The 16328-nt window shown below is 43.2% G+C and carries 15 protein-coding genes and 1 pseudogene; 11 read left to right on the top strand and 5 right to left on the bottom strand.

Features of this window, described 5'->3' with window-relative positions:
- Positions 1-79: 79 nt before the first annotated feature.
- Positions 80-739, bottom strand: a complete 660-nt coding sequence (gene rpiA, locus ES754_RS03270) for a ribose-5-phosphate isomerase RpiA (RefSeq protein WP_147222019.1) — start codon at positions 737-739, stop codon at positions 80-82.
- A gap of 342 nt (positions 740-1081) precedes the next feature.
- Here rpiA and ilvA point away from each other — a divergent pair, with 342 nt between their 5' ends.
- The 8 genes and pseudogenes from ilvA (at position 1082) to ES754_RS03310 (ending at position 7872) form a co-directional block, all read left to right on the top strand.
- Entirely contained in the window at positions 1082-2635 is a 1554-nt protein-coding gene (ilvA, locus tag ES754_RS03275) for a threonine ammonia-lyase, biosynthetic (RefSeq protein ID WP_147222021.1), read from the top strand.
- A gap of 327 nt (positions 2636-2962) precedes the next feature.
- Positions 2963-3121 (top strand): annotated as a pseudogene (locus ES754_RS12190) (excalibur calcium-binding domain-containing protein); the annotation flags it as partial.
- Between the two features lie 117 nt (positions 3122-3238).
- Positions 3239-3679: an RNA-binding S4 domain-containing protein gene (locus ES754_RS03285; RefSeq protein ID WP_147222023.1), complete on the top strand. Its 441-nt coding sequence runs from the start codon at positions 3239-3241 to the stop codon at positions 3677-3679.
- Between the two features lie 223 nt (positions 3680-3902).
- Positions 3903-4400, top strand: a complete 498-nt coding sequence (locus ES754_RS03290; protein WP_147222025.1) for a low molecular weight protein-tyrosine-phosphatase — start codon at positions 3903-3905, stop codon at positions 4398-4400.
- Positions 4401-4599: 199 nt separating this feature from the next.
- Positions 4600-5724: a UDP-N-acetylmuramate dehydrogenase gene (gene murB / locus ES754_RS03295; RefSeq protein ID WP_147223245.1), complete on the top strand. Its 1125-nt coding sequence runs from the start codon at positions 4600-4602 to the stop codon at positions 5722-5724.
- Positions 5714-6484, top strand: coding sequence for a YdcF family protein (locus ES754_RS03300; RefSeq protein ID WP_147222027.1), 771 nt, complete (start codon positions 5714-5716; stop codon positions 6482-6484). The genes murB and ES754_RS03300 overlap by 11 nt, the downstream gene beginning before the upstream one ends.
- 136 nt (positions 6485-6620) lie before the next feature.
- Positions 6621-6950 (top strand): cbb3-type cytochrome oxidase assembly protein CcoS, encoded by a 330-nt coding sequence (gene ccoS / locus ES754_RS12195; RefSeq protein WP_227677723.1) that lies wholly within the window; start codon positions 6621-6623, stop codon positions 6948-6950.
- Positions 6951-7005: 55 nt separating this feature from the next.
- The gene (locus ES754_RS03310; RefSeq protein ID WP_147222029.1) at positions 7006-7872 is read left to right on the top strand and encodes a sulfite exporter TauE/SafE family protein; all 867 of its coding nucleotides are present in this window, start codon (positions 7006-7008) and stop codon (positions 7870-7872) included.
- Between the two features lie 117 nt (positions 7873-7989).
- On the opposite strand, the gene ES754_RS03315 is transcribed toward ES754_RS03310, so the two are convergent.
- The gene (locus tag ES754_RS03315) at positions 7990-9144 is read right to left on the bottom strand and encodes a DEAD/DEAH box helicase (protein ID WP_147222031.1); all 1155 of its coding nucleotides are present in this window, start codon (positions 9142-9144) and stop codon (positions 7990-7992) included.
- A gap of 195 nt (positions 9145-9339) precedes the next feature.
- Positions 9340-9555, bottom strand: a complete 216-nt coding sequence (locus ES754_RS03320; RefSeq protein WP_147222033.1) for a cold-shock protein — start codon at positions 9553-9555, stop codon at positions 9340-9342.
- A gap of 610 nt (positions 9556-10165) precedes the next feature.
- On the opposite strand from ES754_RS03320, the gene aroQ reads away from it, so the two are divergent.
- Together aroQ and ES754_RS03330 are read left to right on the top strand one after the other, a co-directional pair.
- Complete coding sequence (aroQ, locus tag ES754_RS03325) at positions 10166-10702, top strand: type II 3-dehydroquinate dehydratase (RefSeq protein ID WP_147222035.1); 537 nt, start codon at positions 10166-10168, stop codon at positions 10700-10702.
- Positions 10703-10912: 210 nt separating this feature from the next.
- Positions 10913-12220, top strand: a complete 1308-nt coding sequence (locus ES754_RS03330; RefSeq protein ID WP_147222037.1) for an ABC1 kinase family protein — start codon at positions 10913-10915, stop codon at positions 12218-12220.
- 77 nt (positions 12221-12297) lie between these two features.
- On the opposite strand, the gene ES754_RS03335 is transcribed toward ES754_RS03330, so the two are convergent.
- Positions 12298-13128 (bottom strand): ion transporter, encoded by an 831-nt coding sequence (locus ES754_RS03335; RefSeq protein WP_147222039.1) that lies wholly within the window; start codon positions 13126-13128, stop codon positions 12298-12300.
- 322 nt (positions 13129-13450) lie between these two features.
- On the opposite strand from ES754_RS03335, the gene ES754_RS03340 reads away from it, so the two are divergent.
- Entirely contained in the window at positions 13451-14200 is a 750-nt protein-coding gene (locus ES754_RS03340; protein ID WP_147222040.1) for a YebC/PmpR family DNA-binding transcriptional regulator, read from the top strand.
- A 154-nt stretch (positions 14201-14354) separates the two neighbouring features.
- Here ES754_RS03340 and bilR read toward each other — a convergent pair whose 3' ends face one another.
- On the bottom strand, positions 14355-16301 hold the full coding sequence (bilR, locus tag ES754_RS03345; RefSeq protein ID WP_228267755.1) for a bilirubin reductase, long form: 1947 nt from the start codon (positions 16299-16301) through the stop codon (positions 14355-14357).
- Positions 16302-16328: the final 27 nt, after the last annotated feature.

The following is a 16328-nucleotide window of genomic DNA, read 5'->3' on the forward strand; positions in this document are numbered from 1 at the left end:
AGATTACATATCATAATCTGCCTTTTTTATTATTCATATATATTGAGCTGTAAATCATTACGCAAACATTATTAATAAATTAGCGCATTATTTTTTTAACCCCATTACTACCTGCTTTTAGCAAGATATCCGCCTGATTGGCGGCAAATACACCATTACAGACCACACCAACAATATTATTTAATTGCTGCTCAAGCGCCAATGGGTTACTGACATCCAAATCATACGTATCTAAAATTACATTACCATAATCAGTAACAAAGTTCTCACGATATACCGGCTCACCGCCTAGCTGCGCCAACTGGCGTGCCACATAAGAGCGCGCTTGCGGCAATACTTCAATGGGTACGGGGAATTCGCGGCCCAAAAACTCCACCATTTTACTATCATCGACCATACATACAAACTTATTAGAGGCCGCAGCAACTATTTTTTCGCGCGTCAACGCCCCACCGCCACCTTTAATCAGCTGCAAATCAGCATTCACTTCATCCGCGCCATCAATATATACATCCAGCGTACCCGCAAAGTTTAGATCAACTATCTCTATGCCAAGCGCGCGCAGTTTGTCTTCGGTTACTTGTGAGCTGGCAACTGCACCGGTAAGCCTAAGACTGGGCAACAATTCAATCAGGCAGTTCACCGTACTGCCTGTTCCCACCCCAAGTATCATATCGTCTTCAATATAACGTAGCGCGGCCTTAGCAGCGGCTTGCTTTTGTGCGTGCTGATCACTCATTATAAATCCTTGGCAAGGTAAAGGTAACACTATAAAAGAGGCAAAATGCGCGGCTATTATAGCTGATAGCGCTAACCGCTGGCTATGACAGATATCGGTGTGACGCTGATTTTAATGGAGTCGCTGTTTAGTGAGTGCCTAGTTGATACTCAATCGCTATTTAGACTTCATTTATAAGCCATTTTTATTATAAAGCACGCTATAAACTAAATCGTCCTGTAAAAATGATATTAAAAACTGCAATTGTGCCTTGCAAGATGCCAAAAATCAGCATAGGCTAATCTATTTAATTTTTATACTCATTTAGTATTCGTTTATTAATCACCTAGATTAGGAGTCATTATGTTGTCACGCTGGGTACGCGCCATTTTGCAAGCCACCGTTTATGATGTGGCCATTCAAACCCCACTTGAGCCTGCACCCAAGTTGACCCAGCGTTTTGCTAATGACATTCGCCTGAAACGTGAAGACTTGCAACCGGTTTTTTCATTCAAATTGCGTGGTGCTTATAATCGTATCAGTCAGTTGAGCGACGAGCAAAAAGCACGTGGGGTCATTTGCGCCTCAGCGGGCAATCATGCGCAAGGCGTGGCGTATTCTGCGCGTAAACTTGGGCTGAATAATATCATTGTCATGCCCACCACCACGCCTGACATTAAAGTGAGTGCGGTCAAAGCATTGGGCGGTAATGTTGATTTGCACGGTGATAGCTTTGATGAGGCTAACCGTTACGCCATTGACCGCGCACAGCGTGAGGGTCTGACCTTTGTACCGCCTTATGATGACGAATTGGTGATTGCTGGCCAAGGTACTATTGGACTTGAGTTAACCCAACAATGGCGCGATATGGATTATGTATTTGTGGCGGTAGGCGGTGGTGGTCTGATATCTGGTATTGCGGCATTTTTGGGTGAAGTGGCGCCTCATGTTAAAGTTGTCGCGGTAGAATCCGACCAATCTGCCTGTTTGCAAGCGGCACTTAAAGCCGGCACGCGGGTAAAACTTGAGCAAGTCGGTTTATTCGTCGATGGGGTTGCGGTTGCCCAAATTGGCGAATTGCCGTTTGATGTGGTACGTACCCAAAAAAGCGATGGTTCAGGCGCTGTGGTTGAGCCAGAAGTTATCACTTGTACCAATGATGAAGTCTGCGCCGCTATCAAAGATGTGTTTGAAGAAAATCGTAGCATCGTTGAGCCAGCGGGTGCGTTGTCCGTTGCTGGTATGAAAAAATACCTTAAGGCCAATAACCTACAAGATAAAAATTGCGTCGGTATCATTTGCGGTGCCAATATGAACTTTGACCGCTTGCGTTATATCGCTGAACGTACTGAGATTGGTGAGAAAAAAGAAGCCATCTTTACGGTCACTATTCCTGAGAGAACTGGCGCATTCTTAGACTTCTGCCGCAGTTTACATGGTCGTAATATTACTGAGTTTAACTATCGTGCGGACAACCAACTGTCACCAGACTCGATGGAGCCCGCCGCTATTTTTGTCGGTATTGCCTTAAAAGAAGGCGATAAAGAACGGCAAATTATTAGTGAGCAATTGGCAGCTGATGGCTATCCCGCCCATGACCTAACCGATGATGATATTGCTAAATCACATATTCGTCATTTAATAGGTGGTCATGCCCATGTTGAAAATGAGCAGTTATTAAAAATAAAATTTCCCGAGCGTCCAGGCGCACTATTAACCTTTTTAGAAAAGTTAGGCGACGACTTTAATATTACTTTATTTCATTATCGCAATCATGGCGCAGCTGAAGGTCGGGTATTAGTAGGTCTACAAGCCTCTGAAAATAATTCACGCTTGCTACAAGATGCCCTACTAGATATCGGCTATGACTGTACGACCATCAGTGACAATGTCGGCTATCAGTTATTCTTAAAGTAATTAAAATAGCGAACACACCGGTTAGGTTAGACACTTTTCAATTGATAAGATTATTGTTGGAAAGTGTCTCATGCGGTTAAATATTGAGCAGATATGAAAAAATTATTGATGGTTGTGGTGTTGCTTACTTTGACTCTTGTAGGTTATAGAATAATTCAAGCCGATAACGCTGACATGAACACTACGACTAATGTGGCGTCCAATACATCGACGACCTCCAAACTTACCTCTGTTAACTTCGATGATTTTGAGGATATACCACCGTCTTATGTTGATGAAGACCCCAGTTCGATATCAGGTGCAACTGTGAATTCATCACCTACGCTGCCAGTTACAGCAACGTCAAGTTTTAGTTGTGATGGCAGACAGCATTGTACGCAAATGACGTCATGCGCGGAAGCGACTTACTTCATACAACACTGTCCAAATACTAAAATGGATGGTAATAATGATGGCATTCCCTGTGAGCAACAGTGGTGCAAATAACGCATGGCAGTACAAAGAAATGGTCAAATTGACTCTTATTTTAATAGTGCACCACCCTTTTAATTGATAAAAAAATCACCATTATTGTCTTACGTTATTGATATCAGTGAGGTTTTGATGAGTAAACATAATAAAAACCACAATCAGCCCAGTCATAGCCAACCTAATGCCGTGCGCATGCGTATTGATAAATGGTTATGGGCAGCACGGTTTTACCGGACGCGCACCCTAGCTAAAGAAGCCATTGAAAGCGGGCGTGTGCATTATGCAGGCAGTCGGGTCAAGACCAGTAAAGAAGTAGCGATTGGCGATGAGCTTAATATCAGACAAGGCTCAGCTACGGCTATGACTGAAAAAACTGTCATTGTCGAGGCTTTAACCCTTCAGCGCGGGAATGCTAGCGCCGCTCAAGTGCTCTACACAGAGACTGAAGATAGCATTGAGCGCCGCGCTTATCATAGCGAGCAGCGTAAACTTGCTAATCTCGCACGTCCTGATAGTAAACCTGATAAAAAGCAACGCCGTGATTTGCAGCGCTTTAAGAGCAATCAAGATTAAAAAATTTAAATTTTACTCACACGCTATTTGAAATATTGAATAAACTATAAGATCAGCCTCAATATGACTAATGACCCTATTGTCTATCTTAGACTATTGCCATTCAAGGTATTAAGGGTTAGGCTGAGGGCTGATTTACTTACCTATTTGCATGCTAATAAACCACATTATCAATATTGGTTTCTTATGGCATGTTTTTTTTGCTGTCATAAAAGGTCATACTATGCTGATTAAAGCGTCTACACCCACCTCTGTATTGTTGGTTTGTTTGGGCAATATTTGCAGATCACCCACTGCAGAAGAGATTTTCCGTCAACAAGTCGCTGTTGCAGGGCTGGCGATGAAAGTAGACTCAGCGGGTACAGGAGACTGGCATATTGGTCACGCACCTGATGAGCGCGCCCAGCGCCATGCAAAAGCTCATGGCTATAACATCAGTAAACTAAAAGCGCGCCAAGTGACTGAAAATGATTTTCACAATTTTGATTTGATTTTAGCCATGGATACTCAAAATCTGGCCGATTTGCAAGTTATTAAAAACAACATTGCCGACACACAGGCTAAACTTGCTAAATTGGCTTTGTTTAGCGAAGAAGACCCTACCTATGGCGGTGATGATGTCCCTGACCCTTATCAAGGGGATAGTGACGCGTTTGAAGAGGTGATTGAGCGTATTGAATCAAGCTCGCAAGCTTGGATTGAGAGTTGGAAAACCAATTAGATAGTAGCCTTTTAACTATTATTTGCTAACCTAAAGTCAAAAACAATACGTTATTAAAGCTTCGAAACCTTAACTACTTATCATGCGTATCGCTTATACTACTTTGCGTACTGCTTATTGTTCAACCATCAAGCGTCATTCGATTCATTACGATTTAATAAGTATTGCACCCTCATCTATTCGCCAAATAGGCCATGTTATGATCTCAGCTTTATGCCCTACTCTCAGCGTTCAACATGGCTTATCGCATAAACTGTCGCATGACCTATCCCATGCTAATACGATGGCATTGGCCTGTATGGCAGACACTGTCGTGACATTAACGAATGAGACCCAGCTAGATAATTTTATGACAGGTTATCTAGCTGATAATGATGAGTGTAAGCCACTATTCGTATTGTCAGGTGGCAGTAATGTGCTCCTACCAATTAAGCTACATGCTACTGTATTGTGTCCACAGATGCGCGGGATTCATATTATCGCACAGACGCAAGACTATGTTGATATTGAAGTGATGGCAGGAGAAAACTGGCACGATTTGGTTCTGCATACAGTGGCTCAAGGCTGGTACGGGCTAGAAAACTTAGCATTAATACCCGGATTGACGGGTGCAGCTCCTGTACAAAATATCGGTGCTTATGGTGTGCAGTTGGAAGACTACGTGCAACATGTCCGCGCTTATCATTTACCAAGTAAAACGTGGCAGCAATTATCAGCTGCCGATTGTCAGTTTGGGTATCGTGATAGCCTTTTTAAAAGAGCGCCAAACACGTGGCTCATCAGCTGTGTGGGCTTTCGTTTGCATACTGACGCCACGCGGATCCTGGCAAGTTATGGCGACGTACGAACAGTAGCGCAAAACTATGCTACGCAGCAGGGACGCACACAGCTAACTCCTGCTGATGTGATGCAGGCGATTATCGATATTCGTCAGCAAAAACTACCTGACCCTCAGCAATTGCCCAATTGTGGTAGTTTTTTTCAAAACCCTATTATCAGTCAAGCGCAATTTAGTGCATTGCAAGCGAATTATCCAGATATTGTCGGCTATCCTATGCCGGATTCGATGGTTAAAGTGGCAGCTGGATGGCTCATTGAACAGGCAGGCTTAAAAGGTGGTGGTATCGCTCCCATTTTTACTCATAACCAACAGGCACTCGTCCTGACCAATCACAGTCCGTATCTTGCCACCCAAGAAGATGTGGCTAATGCTCAAAGCCATATTGCCGCCTGCGTCCATGATAAATTTGCGATAAATTTGGCGCGTGAACCGGTTTGGGTTAATGCTGATGCCACGATTGGACAGTCCAAGTATGGGGTCTAAACGTCTGTTGTCTAAGCGGCTGTGGCGATATTATCTACGATCAGCTGAGCGTACGATTAAAGTATTTCGGATTATAAACATTATTTTTGTAGTCGGTTCAACCCTTATCATTGTGGTATTGGTCAGCTTATTTACCCCGTTATTTTCCCGTGCTGTTATTTACATCTTTCAACATCTGCCTCTGCCCACAATGACTGGCGCAGCGGTGAGCTCGCCTCCCACCGCTTATGTGATACTTGGCGGCGGTCTTACCAATGATAACGACAATCATACTATTTTAAATGACTATAGTCTCAACCGAGTACGCACGGCAGCGGCGGCATATCACGACTTACCCCTACCTGTTGTATTAAGCGGGGCTGAAGCACCGTGGCTTGGACAGTGGCTTATTGAGCATGGTATCGATGGAATTATCAGCGAAAATGCGAGCATGAATACGTGTGAGAATGCGCGCTTTACTGCCAAACGCATTCCTTTACATCATGTTTACCTCATTACCGACAGCTATCATATGACACGGGCTCGGCGACAGTTTGCGTTAAACAACATCAACACCACCCCTATTGATGCAGAATTACCCGTCAAGCGTGATTGGCTAGAACCTGCACAAAACTTAAGCCATTCTCGCCGTGCGGTATACGAAATTGCCGCTTATCTGCGCGATGTTTTGCGCCCCCAGTCCAATTGTCGCCATGCCAACGAAGTCAGCCAAGAGCAACTACTAACACCAAGAGGCAAGGCAGTAAAGACATTTGATTAAAGGCTTTTATTAAAGCAGTCTAACCCCACTTTTAGTCTGGCTCGTGATTGCTATGAAGACCATTCGTTTATTATACGAATAAACAGCGTATAATAAACAGGTTGCCTATCCAAAAATCGCTGCCAAGAGGTCTATCATGCTCAGCATATTTTTATTAATCCCATTGAGTTTAATGCTGTTTGTGGTCGCTATTTGGGCAGTACGTTACGCAGTGAAATCCAATCAGTTCGAGGATTTAGACAATGCTTCGCAGCGTATTATCTTAGATGACCGTCAAGAACGGCGCCAAACAATTCAAGAGCATGATCCTAATTACACCCAACCTCAGACCAGCAAGCCCTCATCTCCAAACCCCTCACAAAGCACATCAAAAAATGTAGTAGATATCACTACAGATGCTCAGATTACAGATATAGCTGAGATTAATAGCGCTGATAGTAACAGTAAGAAACTTAACGATAAGTAAGTTTATAGATCGCAATATCAGATCACAGTATCATTTTTTCTAGGAGATATACCCGATGACCACAGCCTTACTCGTTGCGGCGTTACTGATGGGATTTTTCGGTTCGCCGCATTGCTTGGGTATGTGCGGCGGTCTGGTTGCCGCTTTTGGTCTATCAATGAAAGACGTGAGCCCTGCTAAACGTCGTGGTCTGATTGCAACCTATCATCTTGGGCGCTTGCTTAGTTATGCGTCTTTAGGGTTGGTTGCTGGCTTAATCGGTACCACCGTTCTAGCACCGGTCATGGTAGGTAATAATATCCCGCGTATTTTACTGGGCTTGGTCTTGGTCTTCGTGGGTATGACAATGTTAGGTGCGCCGTTTTTAACCAAACTTGAACGTTTAGGCATGCGCTTTTGGCAAGCATTAGCCCCACTACGCAAAAAGGTGTTTCCGCTCACTACTTTCCCGCGTGCGTTAACCGCAGGTTTATTATGGGGATTTTTACCGTGTGGTCTGGTTTATGGGGCGCTACTTATCGCTGTTGTTGGTCATGATCCTTTAACCGGCGCGGTACTAATGTTTGCCTTTGGTTTGGGTACAGTGCCCATGTTGGTCGCAACCCATGGAACCGTCAACTGGCTACGCAATCAAATCGGACGCTTACGCTTGCGGCAAATGAATGGTGCCATCATGATGCTATCTGGACTTGCTGTGATTATAGTCCCTATTGCTATGACCAGCCTGCATGGTGGTCATAGTGGACATGGCGGTGATATGCAGATGGATCATAGCAGCCATTCAGCGATGATGTCTGAAGATGATACGTCCACCAGTCATGACATGAGCCAAATGAATCACGAAATGAACAATATGCCAGTAGACCATAGCATGCACAACATGGGCGATAACAACGACGCTGCTGCGGAACAAGCTAAATAGTAACAACGACCGATCAATGGTATTTTATTAGAAATATATAACTGATAAAAATTAAAAAAGCCCTCAACACTATTAATGTTGAGGGCTTTTTTTAAACAGGGTATTTAAGTTACACGCTTACTGTTGCCACTGCTCAAGGGTGAACTTAGTATCTAAGTGTTTTTCTAAATCCGGTAAGTTAAAGGCATCGTCTTCACTCACAAAACTAATGCTAATACCAGTTTGTCCAGCGCGACCTGTACGACCGATACGATGGACATAATCATCGGGTTGTTCTGGTAAGGTATAATTAATCACATGACTGATATCATCAACATGAATGCCGCGCCCTGCCACATCAGTTGCCACCAATATTGAAGCGTGACCCTCTTTGAAACGCTGCAAATACTTTTCGCGTTTTTGTTGAATCACGTCTCCTGATAACATCACAACTTTATGCGCTTGGCGCAATTTATGGTAAAGACGCTTAACCTGATCTTTGCGATTGGCAAAGACAATGACTTTATCCACCCCAGTGTCAGTGATAATACGCTCTAACGCTTCTAATTTTTGGCTCTCTGTGAGTAAGTAAAAATGCTGGTCTACCAAATCGCTGGTTTTATGTTCTGGTTCAATCTCAACAAACTGCGGCTCATGTAACCAGCGATAGGCCAAATTCATCACATCTTGATTAAAGGTCGCCGAAAACAATAAGCTTTGGCGATCAGTATTCGGTGGCATGCGCCCAACCAAGCGCTTAATATCAGGAATAAAGCCCATATCTAGCATACGATCGGCTTCATCTAATACCAGCACTTCAACACGATCAAGATATACCATTCCTTTATTCATCAAGTCAATCAGACGTCCTGGCGTCGCAATTAGAATATCCACATATTGACGCTCAAGCTCGTGCTGCTGAGTCTCATAATTCGTACCACCCATGATACAGACACTATGCAGCGAGGTGTATTTAGTTAATACAATACAATCATCGAATATCTGCTGCGCAAGCTCACGGGTGGGCGCCATCACAACGGCACGTGGCTCCGCTAAATAACGTTCCTCGTCAGCAGCAAAAGGACGGTTAAGCAGTGTTTCCATAATCGTTAGCAAAAATGTGGCGGTCTTTCCTGTACCCGTCTGGGCCTGTCCGATAGCGTCTTGATGCGCTAATGTGTGCGGCAGTATTTGCGCTTGAATAGCAGTAAGTTCAGTAAAGCCTAAATCGCTAATGGCTCTCAATGTCGGCTCTGAAAGTGGTAAATCGGTAAATGTTGTGAAGTTACTCAAAAAATCATCCTTATATAATAGCAGCTTGGCAATTAAATATAAAAAGCCAATAGACACAAAAAAGCCAAGCCTAACGTCTATATTCTACCTGAGATATTATGATAATATCTGCATCAGTAATATAAGACAGGCTTGACCCAACAGTATATCAGTAGTTTACTCAGTCTTTAGAGCTAAAGTGCAATACTGAATGTTTTACTCGTCTACTTTTCTAACTTCTTCAGCTTGAAGGCCTTTTTCCCCTTCAGTGACGATAAACTCGACTTTTTCGCCATCTTGCAATGAGCGATAACCATCACCTTGGATTGCACGGAAATGGACAAAAATATCTTCGCCGCTATCACGTTGAATGAAACCAAAGCCCTTTGAGTCATTAAACCACTTAACAGTACCTTGTTCACGAGCTGACATAGTATTATTTCCTAAAAAGTATACTTAGTCCCGAATTCCTTTGCTATATGGCATATAAACGGGATCTAAGTAAAGTTATGAAATCTAAATTTAATATCACTTAGCTAAATAAAAGTTACTTACACAAACCTTATTGGTATCAAAGTGATTTAAATATGAGCCGTTTGCAAGCACGTCAATAACAAGTTCAGTAACAGGCTTGCAACATTAGCTGCCTATAAAACATCATAGCACGGGTTTTTAGTAACATAAAGGCTTTTAACACGATTTTTAACGACTATATAGCCTTTTTTGACATTTTTTTATAAATTTTTGGTCAAGCTGCTATTATAAAGGCTTAGAGCTGAATCAGCTGCACTTGTATTGGGTATTAAAACTACAATATAGTATAGCTATAACTTAATATTAATAAGCTGGCGCCTTGTAGGATCTACTTATAATTTACGGAAACGGATTATAAGTATGTGATTAGAATGACTGCAATAGTAATCTGAGACCATTAACACTGTCATTTTTCATAGGCTGTTTTTTATTAGCTACTTCTAATTAAGTGATTCTAGAAAATTATTTTAGCGTATTGCTTCTACCCCTTATATCGACAGAGAAAACTATGAGCACCCCTTCTCAACCCTCATTACAAAAGCCGTCAATATTGACAACTGATACCCCTTCTCTGACGCGTAAACTCCTATTAGTGAATGGAGTCAATCTCAATTTACTGGGTAAGCGAGAACCTGAAATATACGGTCACACTACCCTTGCTGATATTGAGGAAAAATTAACTGCACGTGCGGCTGATTATGGCATTAAGCTTATCTGTACTCAGTCTAACCACGAAGGCAAATTGATTGATGACATTCAGCATTATGGCTTATTGGTAGATGCCGCTGAGCAAGTTGATGCTATCATTATTAATCCTGCTGCTTTTACACATACATCAGTTGCGCTACGTGATGCACTGCTTGCCACTCAAAAGCCGTTTATCGAAGTGCATTTATCCAATGTTCATACACGTGAGCCGTTCCGGCATCTCTCTTATTTAAGTGATGTGGCCGTTGGGGTAATTACTGGTTTGGGTCATTTAGGTTATCAGATGGCACTGGATTATTGGCTGGTGAATACCTACCAGACAAATTTCAAAGATTAAATGTCAAAAATTCATATTCTCATAATTTGAAACGGCTTATAATTTTGGTAAATTAAGCGTATTGGCTACATAGGTAGGGACTGATTAAAATATAATCACCTTATTAAAATCGTCAAATAATTATAGCTCATAAGCGTAAATATAAACTAATATAGTAATGATCAATACTTCGACAACTCAATACTTTAACAACTAGATACGGTGATATGAATGGCAAAATCGTCCGGAAAACGCTTTATGAAATTGGCAGGCATGACGGCGAGTATTGCGGGCAAGGCGGCGAAAAACTCATTAAAGCATCTCTCTAGTGACGAAGAAAAACGTCTACAAGCGCGCTCAGAGATGATGCAAGATGTGGGTATTCAAATCGCTGGTACCTTGGGTGAGATGAAAGGCGCGGTGATGAAAGTGGGACAAATTGCCTCCCAGTATAAAGATGTGTTTCCACCTGAGGTAGCAATTGCGTTAGAGAAACTACAAAAAGACGCGCCGCCAATGCCTTATGCACAGATACGAGCACAAGTTGAGCGTGAGCTAAAAGCCCCTATTAACGAGCTTTTCGCTGAGTTTGAAGAAGTGCCATTTGCTGCGGCCTCCATTGGTCAAGTCCACAAAGCGACTCTACCTTCTGGACAAAAGGTAGTGGTCAAAGTCCAATATCCAGATGTTGATGAGAACTGTGATAGCGATTTAAAACAAGTACGTATGGCCCTAAAAATAGCGGGCGTACTGAATATGAGCCGCGCGCTACAAGACCAGCTGTTTAATGAGATCCGCCAAAGCCTACATGATGAGCTTGATTACACGAAAGAGGCACAGAACTTGCGGGTGTTCGGCGCATTTCATTCTAGAGATGATGGTCTTATTATCCCAAGGGTCATCAGCAGCCATTCATCAAAGCGCGTTTTAAGTTTGACTGAAGAGCTCGGCGAAACATTGAACGTCGCGGCAACGTGGGACAATGATGTCAAGCAAAAAATCGCTAAGCAGTTATTCCATTTTAGTGCCGGCCAGCTGTTTGGCTTATATAGAATGCACTGTGATCCCCATCCAGGTAATTTTGCCTTTCGACCAGATGGCAGCGTAATTGCCTATGACTTTGGTGGGGTTCGCAGCTATAGCGACAGTGAGGTGCAGCTGTTCCGCCGCTTTGCTCAGCATGCCATTAGAGGCGATGTGACTGCGCTCGAACAAGATTTAATCGCCCTTGGTGTGCGCCGTGATGACGACACTGTTATCTCGGGAGAGTTTTATCAAAAGTGGCTGGCAATCGGTCTTAAGCCATTGTCTATCCCACCTTACCAAGAAGGCGCATTTAACTTTGCGACCAGTCAAGTACATCATGAAGCCATTGCCCAAATGCGCATCTCTTTAAAGCACTTTGGTCAATTTCAGCCTTCAGCGACTACAATGATGCTTGATCGTACGGTCTCTGGACAATATTGGAACTTGGTAAACTTAGGCGTCGAGATTGATTTATCATCGCTGGTTCATCAGTATTTAGACATGCCTGCCTAGATCTACACGCTTGGATATTGCTATTTATTCTAAGTACACCACTAACATGTGGACTCACTATGGGTTAAGAGTACAGATTAGATGTGGAGCGCATGACCGCAACGGTCGCAAAACGTGGCGTTTACTGCGTGGCCAAATTTACCACAGTTTGGACAGGCTATAGGGTTCAGCTGTGGGCGCATATTACGCGCCAGCTCAGCGGTAAAAATACCTGTTGGTACGGCAATAATAGAGTAACCAGCTATCATTACCATAGATGCAATCGCTTGCCCGATTGGGGTTTTAGGTGACATATCGCCATAGCCGGTAGTAGTTACCGTCACAACCGCCCAATAAATAGACACTGGTATGCTGGTAAAGCCATTTTCTGGTCCTTCAACCACATAGATAACCGCGCCAAAAATTGTGACTAACAGCACCAACGACAAGAAAAACACAATAATTTTTTGCTGGCTGGTCTTTAGTGCTGATGCCAAAAATCCCGCTTGCTGCATGTAACCTTTAAGCCCAAGTACCCGAAACACCCTTAATATTCGTAAAATCCGAACGACCAATAGATATTGTACGCCCACAAACATTAAGCTTAAATAACTGGGTAATACAGATAATAAATCCACCACCCCAAAAAAGCTAAAAATATACCGCAGACGGTTAGGGGCTGAAAACAGTCTTAAAATATATTCAATAGTAAATAGAATAGTGAAAAACCATTCAGCGTAAAAGAATACAGTACCGAACTGCAAACGCATATATAGCACACTATCGAGCATTACCACGCCCACACTGGCCAAGATTGCAATCAATAATATAATATCAAATAGCCGACCCAATCGGGTATCTGTGCCTTCAATAGCGATATGAATGCGGTTACGCAGGTGGGTAATGGCTTCAACGGACGGTTGCTTCATAAAATTAGTAGGTTCGTAAAATCAATGGATGCATGGATTCAAATGATTAAAAGTGGGATAGACTGGTGACGATTAGTCAAATCACGCAGAAGTGGTTTATAATAGCAATTACTAACATCAGGCACTTATGGGAATTACGACAACATTTAAGTTGTGATAGTGTAGCAAAAAACTGCTCTTAACGACATACTAATCGCTAATTTGCACGTAAGCTTATTACAGCGAACAAGTCTGCTGTATGCAAAATAAGAGAGATATAGAGGGTTGTGATTAGCAGCCGTTTTATGAGTGTGGTAAACCGCAACAAACTTAAGGATATAACATGGCAGGTCATTCGAAGTGGGCAAATATCAAACATCGCAAAGCCCGTCAGGATGCGGTAAAAGGCAAGGTATTTACTAAAATTATCCGTGAAATTGTCTCAGCTGCCAAGCAAGGTGATCCCGATCCCGATAAAAATCCACGTCTGCGTGCCGTTATTGAAAAGGCATTGTCAGTTAATATGACCCGCGATACGATCAATCGTGCGGTTGCTCGCGGTACGGGCGGCGGTGATAATGACAATATGGAAGAAATCAGCTACGAGGGCTATGGCATTGGCGGTGTAGCCGTATTGGTTGAAACCATGACTGACAATGTCAATCGTACCGTGAGTGAAGTGCGCCATGCTTTTACTAAGCACGAAGGCAATCTTGGTACCTCAGGCTCAGTCGCTTACCTTTTTAATAAGCGCGGCGAAATTAGCTTTAATAATATCAGCTTGGAAGACGAAGTGATGCTCGCAGCGTTGGATGCTGGCGCACTAGATATTGAAAATGATGGTGAGACGCTACTAGTCATTACTGAGGTTGAGAGCTTCGGTAAAGTTAAAGATGCGCTTAATGCCGCAGGCTTGGTTTCCGACAATGCGGAAGTGACTATGGCACCGGCAACTATGGCTGAGATTAATAATCTTGATGATGCCGAAAAAGTCATGAAAATGATTGATATGTTAGAGGACATCGATGATGTGCAAGAGGTCTATACTAATGTGAATTTCTCAGATGACATTATGGCAGAGCTTGAACAATAGTTATTTATTATTCGCCATGAACCCATAAGCTAATAAAAAAGCCAAACATCATATGATGTTTGGCTTTTTTATTAGCTTATCCTAAAACTACATATACTGATTTTAAAAACAGCTGTTGCTATATATTTAGCATCTAACATTAAAGCATTAATCCTTAAAGCGCATTGGCTGCATCATACGCAGTTTTAGTGGCGTATGAAATATCAGCAACCTCAAGACAGTCACCTACCTCTACCACCTCAATACCTTCAGCAATTAATGCTGTTGTATCAAATATAACAGAACGCGCGCCGCTAGCGATAACCACATAATCGCAAGGAAGCCGCATGTTATTGCCATTCTTATCTTCGCAGTTTAATGCATCAATAGCGATACTCGTAACTTTATGCCCAGTGTATAGTTCGACCTCATATTTACTATAAACCTCAAGCATTGAGGGTAGAATCGTAGCACTTATGGCGCTGGTAATCTTGTCGGACATCTCTATTATGGATACTTCGCAGCCTAACTCAGCAAGATATTCAGCGGTCTCGCAACCGACTACCCCGCCACCAATAATAATGACACGACCAGATACTTTTTGCTCGCCTGCCAGCACTTTCCACGAATCGCAGACGTTTGACCCATCGATACCTAGAATGGGCGGCATAAAGCTAGCAGCTCCGACTGCCACAATGACAGCAGCAGGTTTTAGTGCTAATACGTTTTGGCTAGTGGCTATCTCCCCTAAACGTACCGTTACGCCCTCAGAGTAAACTGCACTTGCTAAGTCTTCTACAGCACGATACAGCTCGCTCTTACGCGGTGGTACATCGGCTATATTTAACTGTCCACCTAGGTGCATTGCTTTTTCAAAGAGTGTCACGCTATGGCCTTTTTTAGCAGCGACGCGAGCGGCTTTAAGTCCCGCTGGGCCACCACCAATGACTACAATATTTTTCTTTACCTTAGCTGGGGTGATAACTCTAGTCTCTTCAAAGCCATTCTCAGGGTTGACGGTGCAGATGACAAAAGAGCGGTTCATGATTGCATCGACGCAGACGTTGCAACTGATACAGCGGCGAATGTTCTTAGTGTTCCCCGAAGCTGCTTTGTTTGGCCAGTCAGGATCGGCTAATAGAGCGCGGCCAATGCCGATCATATCCGCCTTACCAGCTTGTAGCATATCTTCAGCCATATTGGGGTCAATGATACGCCCTGAAGTACTGACCGGAATATTGACAGCTTGTTTAACGCTTCCTGCGATGTCCGCAAAGAAACAATAAGGCTGCACGCCCATCGGCGGAATAGTGTCTGCTAAGTTGACAGTATGATTTGCCTGCCCGACATGCAGCATGTCCACGCCAGCATCCTCAAGCCACTTTGCAAACTGCGGCGCCTCCCTCTCATCAACACCGCCTTTACCGCGCTCAGGCGTAACAACCGATAATTTATAATCAATTATCATAGTTGGTACGGCTGTTTTTAACGCCTGTACTAACATTAAAGCAAAGCGGGTACGATTCTCAAGAGAGCCACCGAATTTATCCGTACGCTGATTCATTTTGGTGCTACATAATACGCCTACTAATCGATCACCATGCACTTGAATAACATCAATACCCGCTTGTTGCGCCCGCACTGCACAGGCACACATTGTGTCAATAATCGCCATTAAAGCGTCTTCGGTCACCTCATTGACGAAATGCTGCATATCATGGTGTAGCCGCGTACGTATCTGGTCCTGCTCACCATTAGCAAACATCTTATTAATAGCATCAACGTCATATTCTGGATAAAAAATTTGCACACCAAGTTTGGCACCATACGCATGCACACTATCGGCAAGTAAACGGAAACTTTCGATTTGACTGTCATCAAACAGCTTAGGCGTAGGCGCAAAGCTACGGATAGGGGCGACATCACCAAGCACAATATAACCTACGCCACCTTTAGCCAGACGGGTATAAAAAGCAAGGCTTTGCGAACTAATACTGCCGTCTTTAGCTTCATAGCCAGTAGTAAGCGGCGGCAGCATAAGGCTGTTCTTAAAAGTTACTCCGCCAACAGTAATAGGTTGTAGTATTTTAATAGCCTGTCTTTTCATAACCTGCAGGTTCATAACTATTCTCTTTTCAATCTATCTTTA

Origin of the sequence: Psychrobacter frigidicola (genome assembly GCF_007997305.1) — a bacterium.
Classification (GTDB): Bacteria; Pseudomonadota; Gammaproteobacteria; order Pseudomonadales; family Moraxellaceae; genus Psychrobacter; species Psychrobacter frigidicola.

Coding starts and splice junctions, on each gene's coding strand:
- rpiA (WP_147222019.1), bottom strand. CDS start 739: ATGAGTGATCAGCACGCACAAAAGCAAGCCGCTGCTAAGGCCGCGCTA.
- ilvA (WP_147222021.1), top strand. CDS start 1,082: ATGTTGTCACGCTGGGTACGCGCCATTTTGCAAGCCACCGTTTATGAT.
- ES754_RS03285 (WP_147222023.1), top strand. CDS start 3,239: ATGAGTAAACATAATAAAAACCACAATCAGCCCAGTCATAGCCAACCT.
- ES754_RS03290 (WP_147222025.1), top strand. CDS start 3,903: ATGCTGATTAAAGCGTCTACACCCACCTCTGTATTGTTGGTTTGTTTG.
- murB (WP_147223245.1), top strand. CDS start 4,600: ATGATCTCAGCTTTATGCCCTACTCTCAGCGTTCAACATGGCTTATCG.
- ES754_RS03300 (WP_147222027.1), top strand. CDS start 5,714: ATGGGGTCTAAACGTCTGTTGTCTAAGCGGCTGTGGCGATATTATCTA.
- ccoS (WP_227677723.1), top strand. CDS start 6,621: ATGCTCAGCATATTTTTATTAATCCCATTGAGTTTAATGCTGTTTGTG.
- ES754_RS03310 (WP_147222029.1), top strand. CDS start 7,006: ATGACCACAGCCTTACTCGTTGCGGCGTTACTGATGGGATTTTTCGGT.
- ES754_RS03320 (WP_147222033.1), bottom strand. CDS start 9,555: ATGTCAGCTCGTGAACAAGGTACTGTTAAGTGGTTTAATGACTCAAAG.
- aroQ (WP_147222035.1), top strand. CDS start 10,166: ATGAGCACCCCTTCTCAACCCTCATTACAAAAGCCGTCAATATTGACA.
- ES754_RS03330 (WP_147222037.1), top strand. CDS start 10,913: ATGGCAAAATCGTCCGGAAAACGCTTTATGAAATTGGCAGGCATGACG.
- ES754_RS03335 (WP_147222039.1), bottom strand. CDS start 13,128: ATGAAGCAACCGTCCGTTGAAGCCATTACCCACCTGCGTAACCGCATT.
- ES754_RS03340 (WP_147222040.1), top strand. CDS start 13,451: ATGGCAGGTCATTCGAAGTGGGCAAATATCAAACATCGCAAAGCCCGT.
- bilR (WP_228267755.1), bottom strand. CDS start 16,301: ATGAACCTGCAGGTTATGAAAAGACAGGCTATTAAAATACTACAACCT.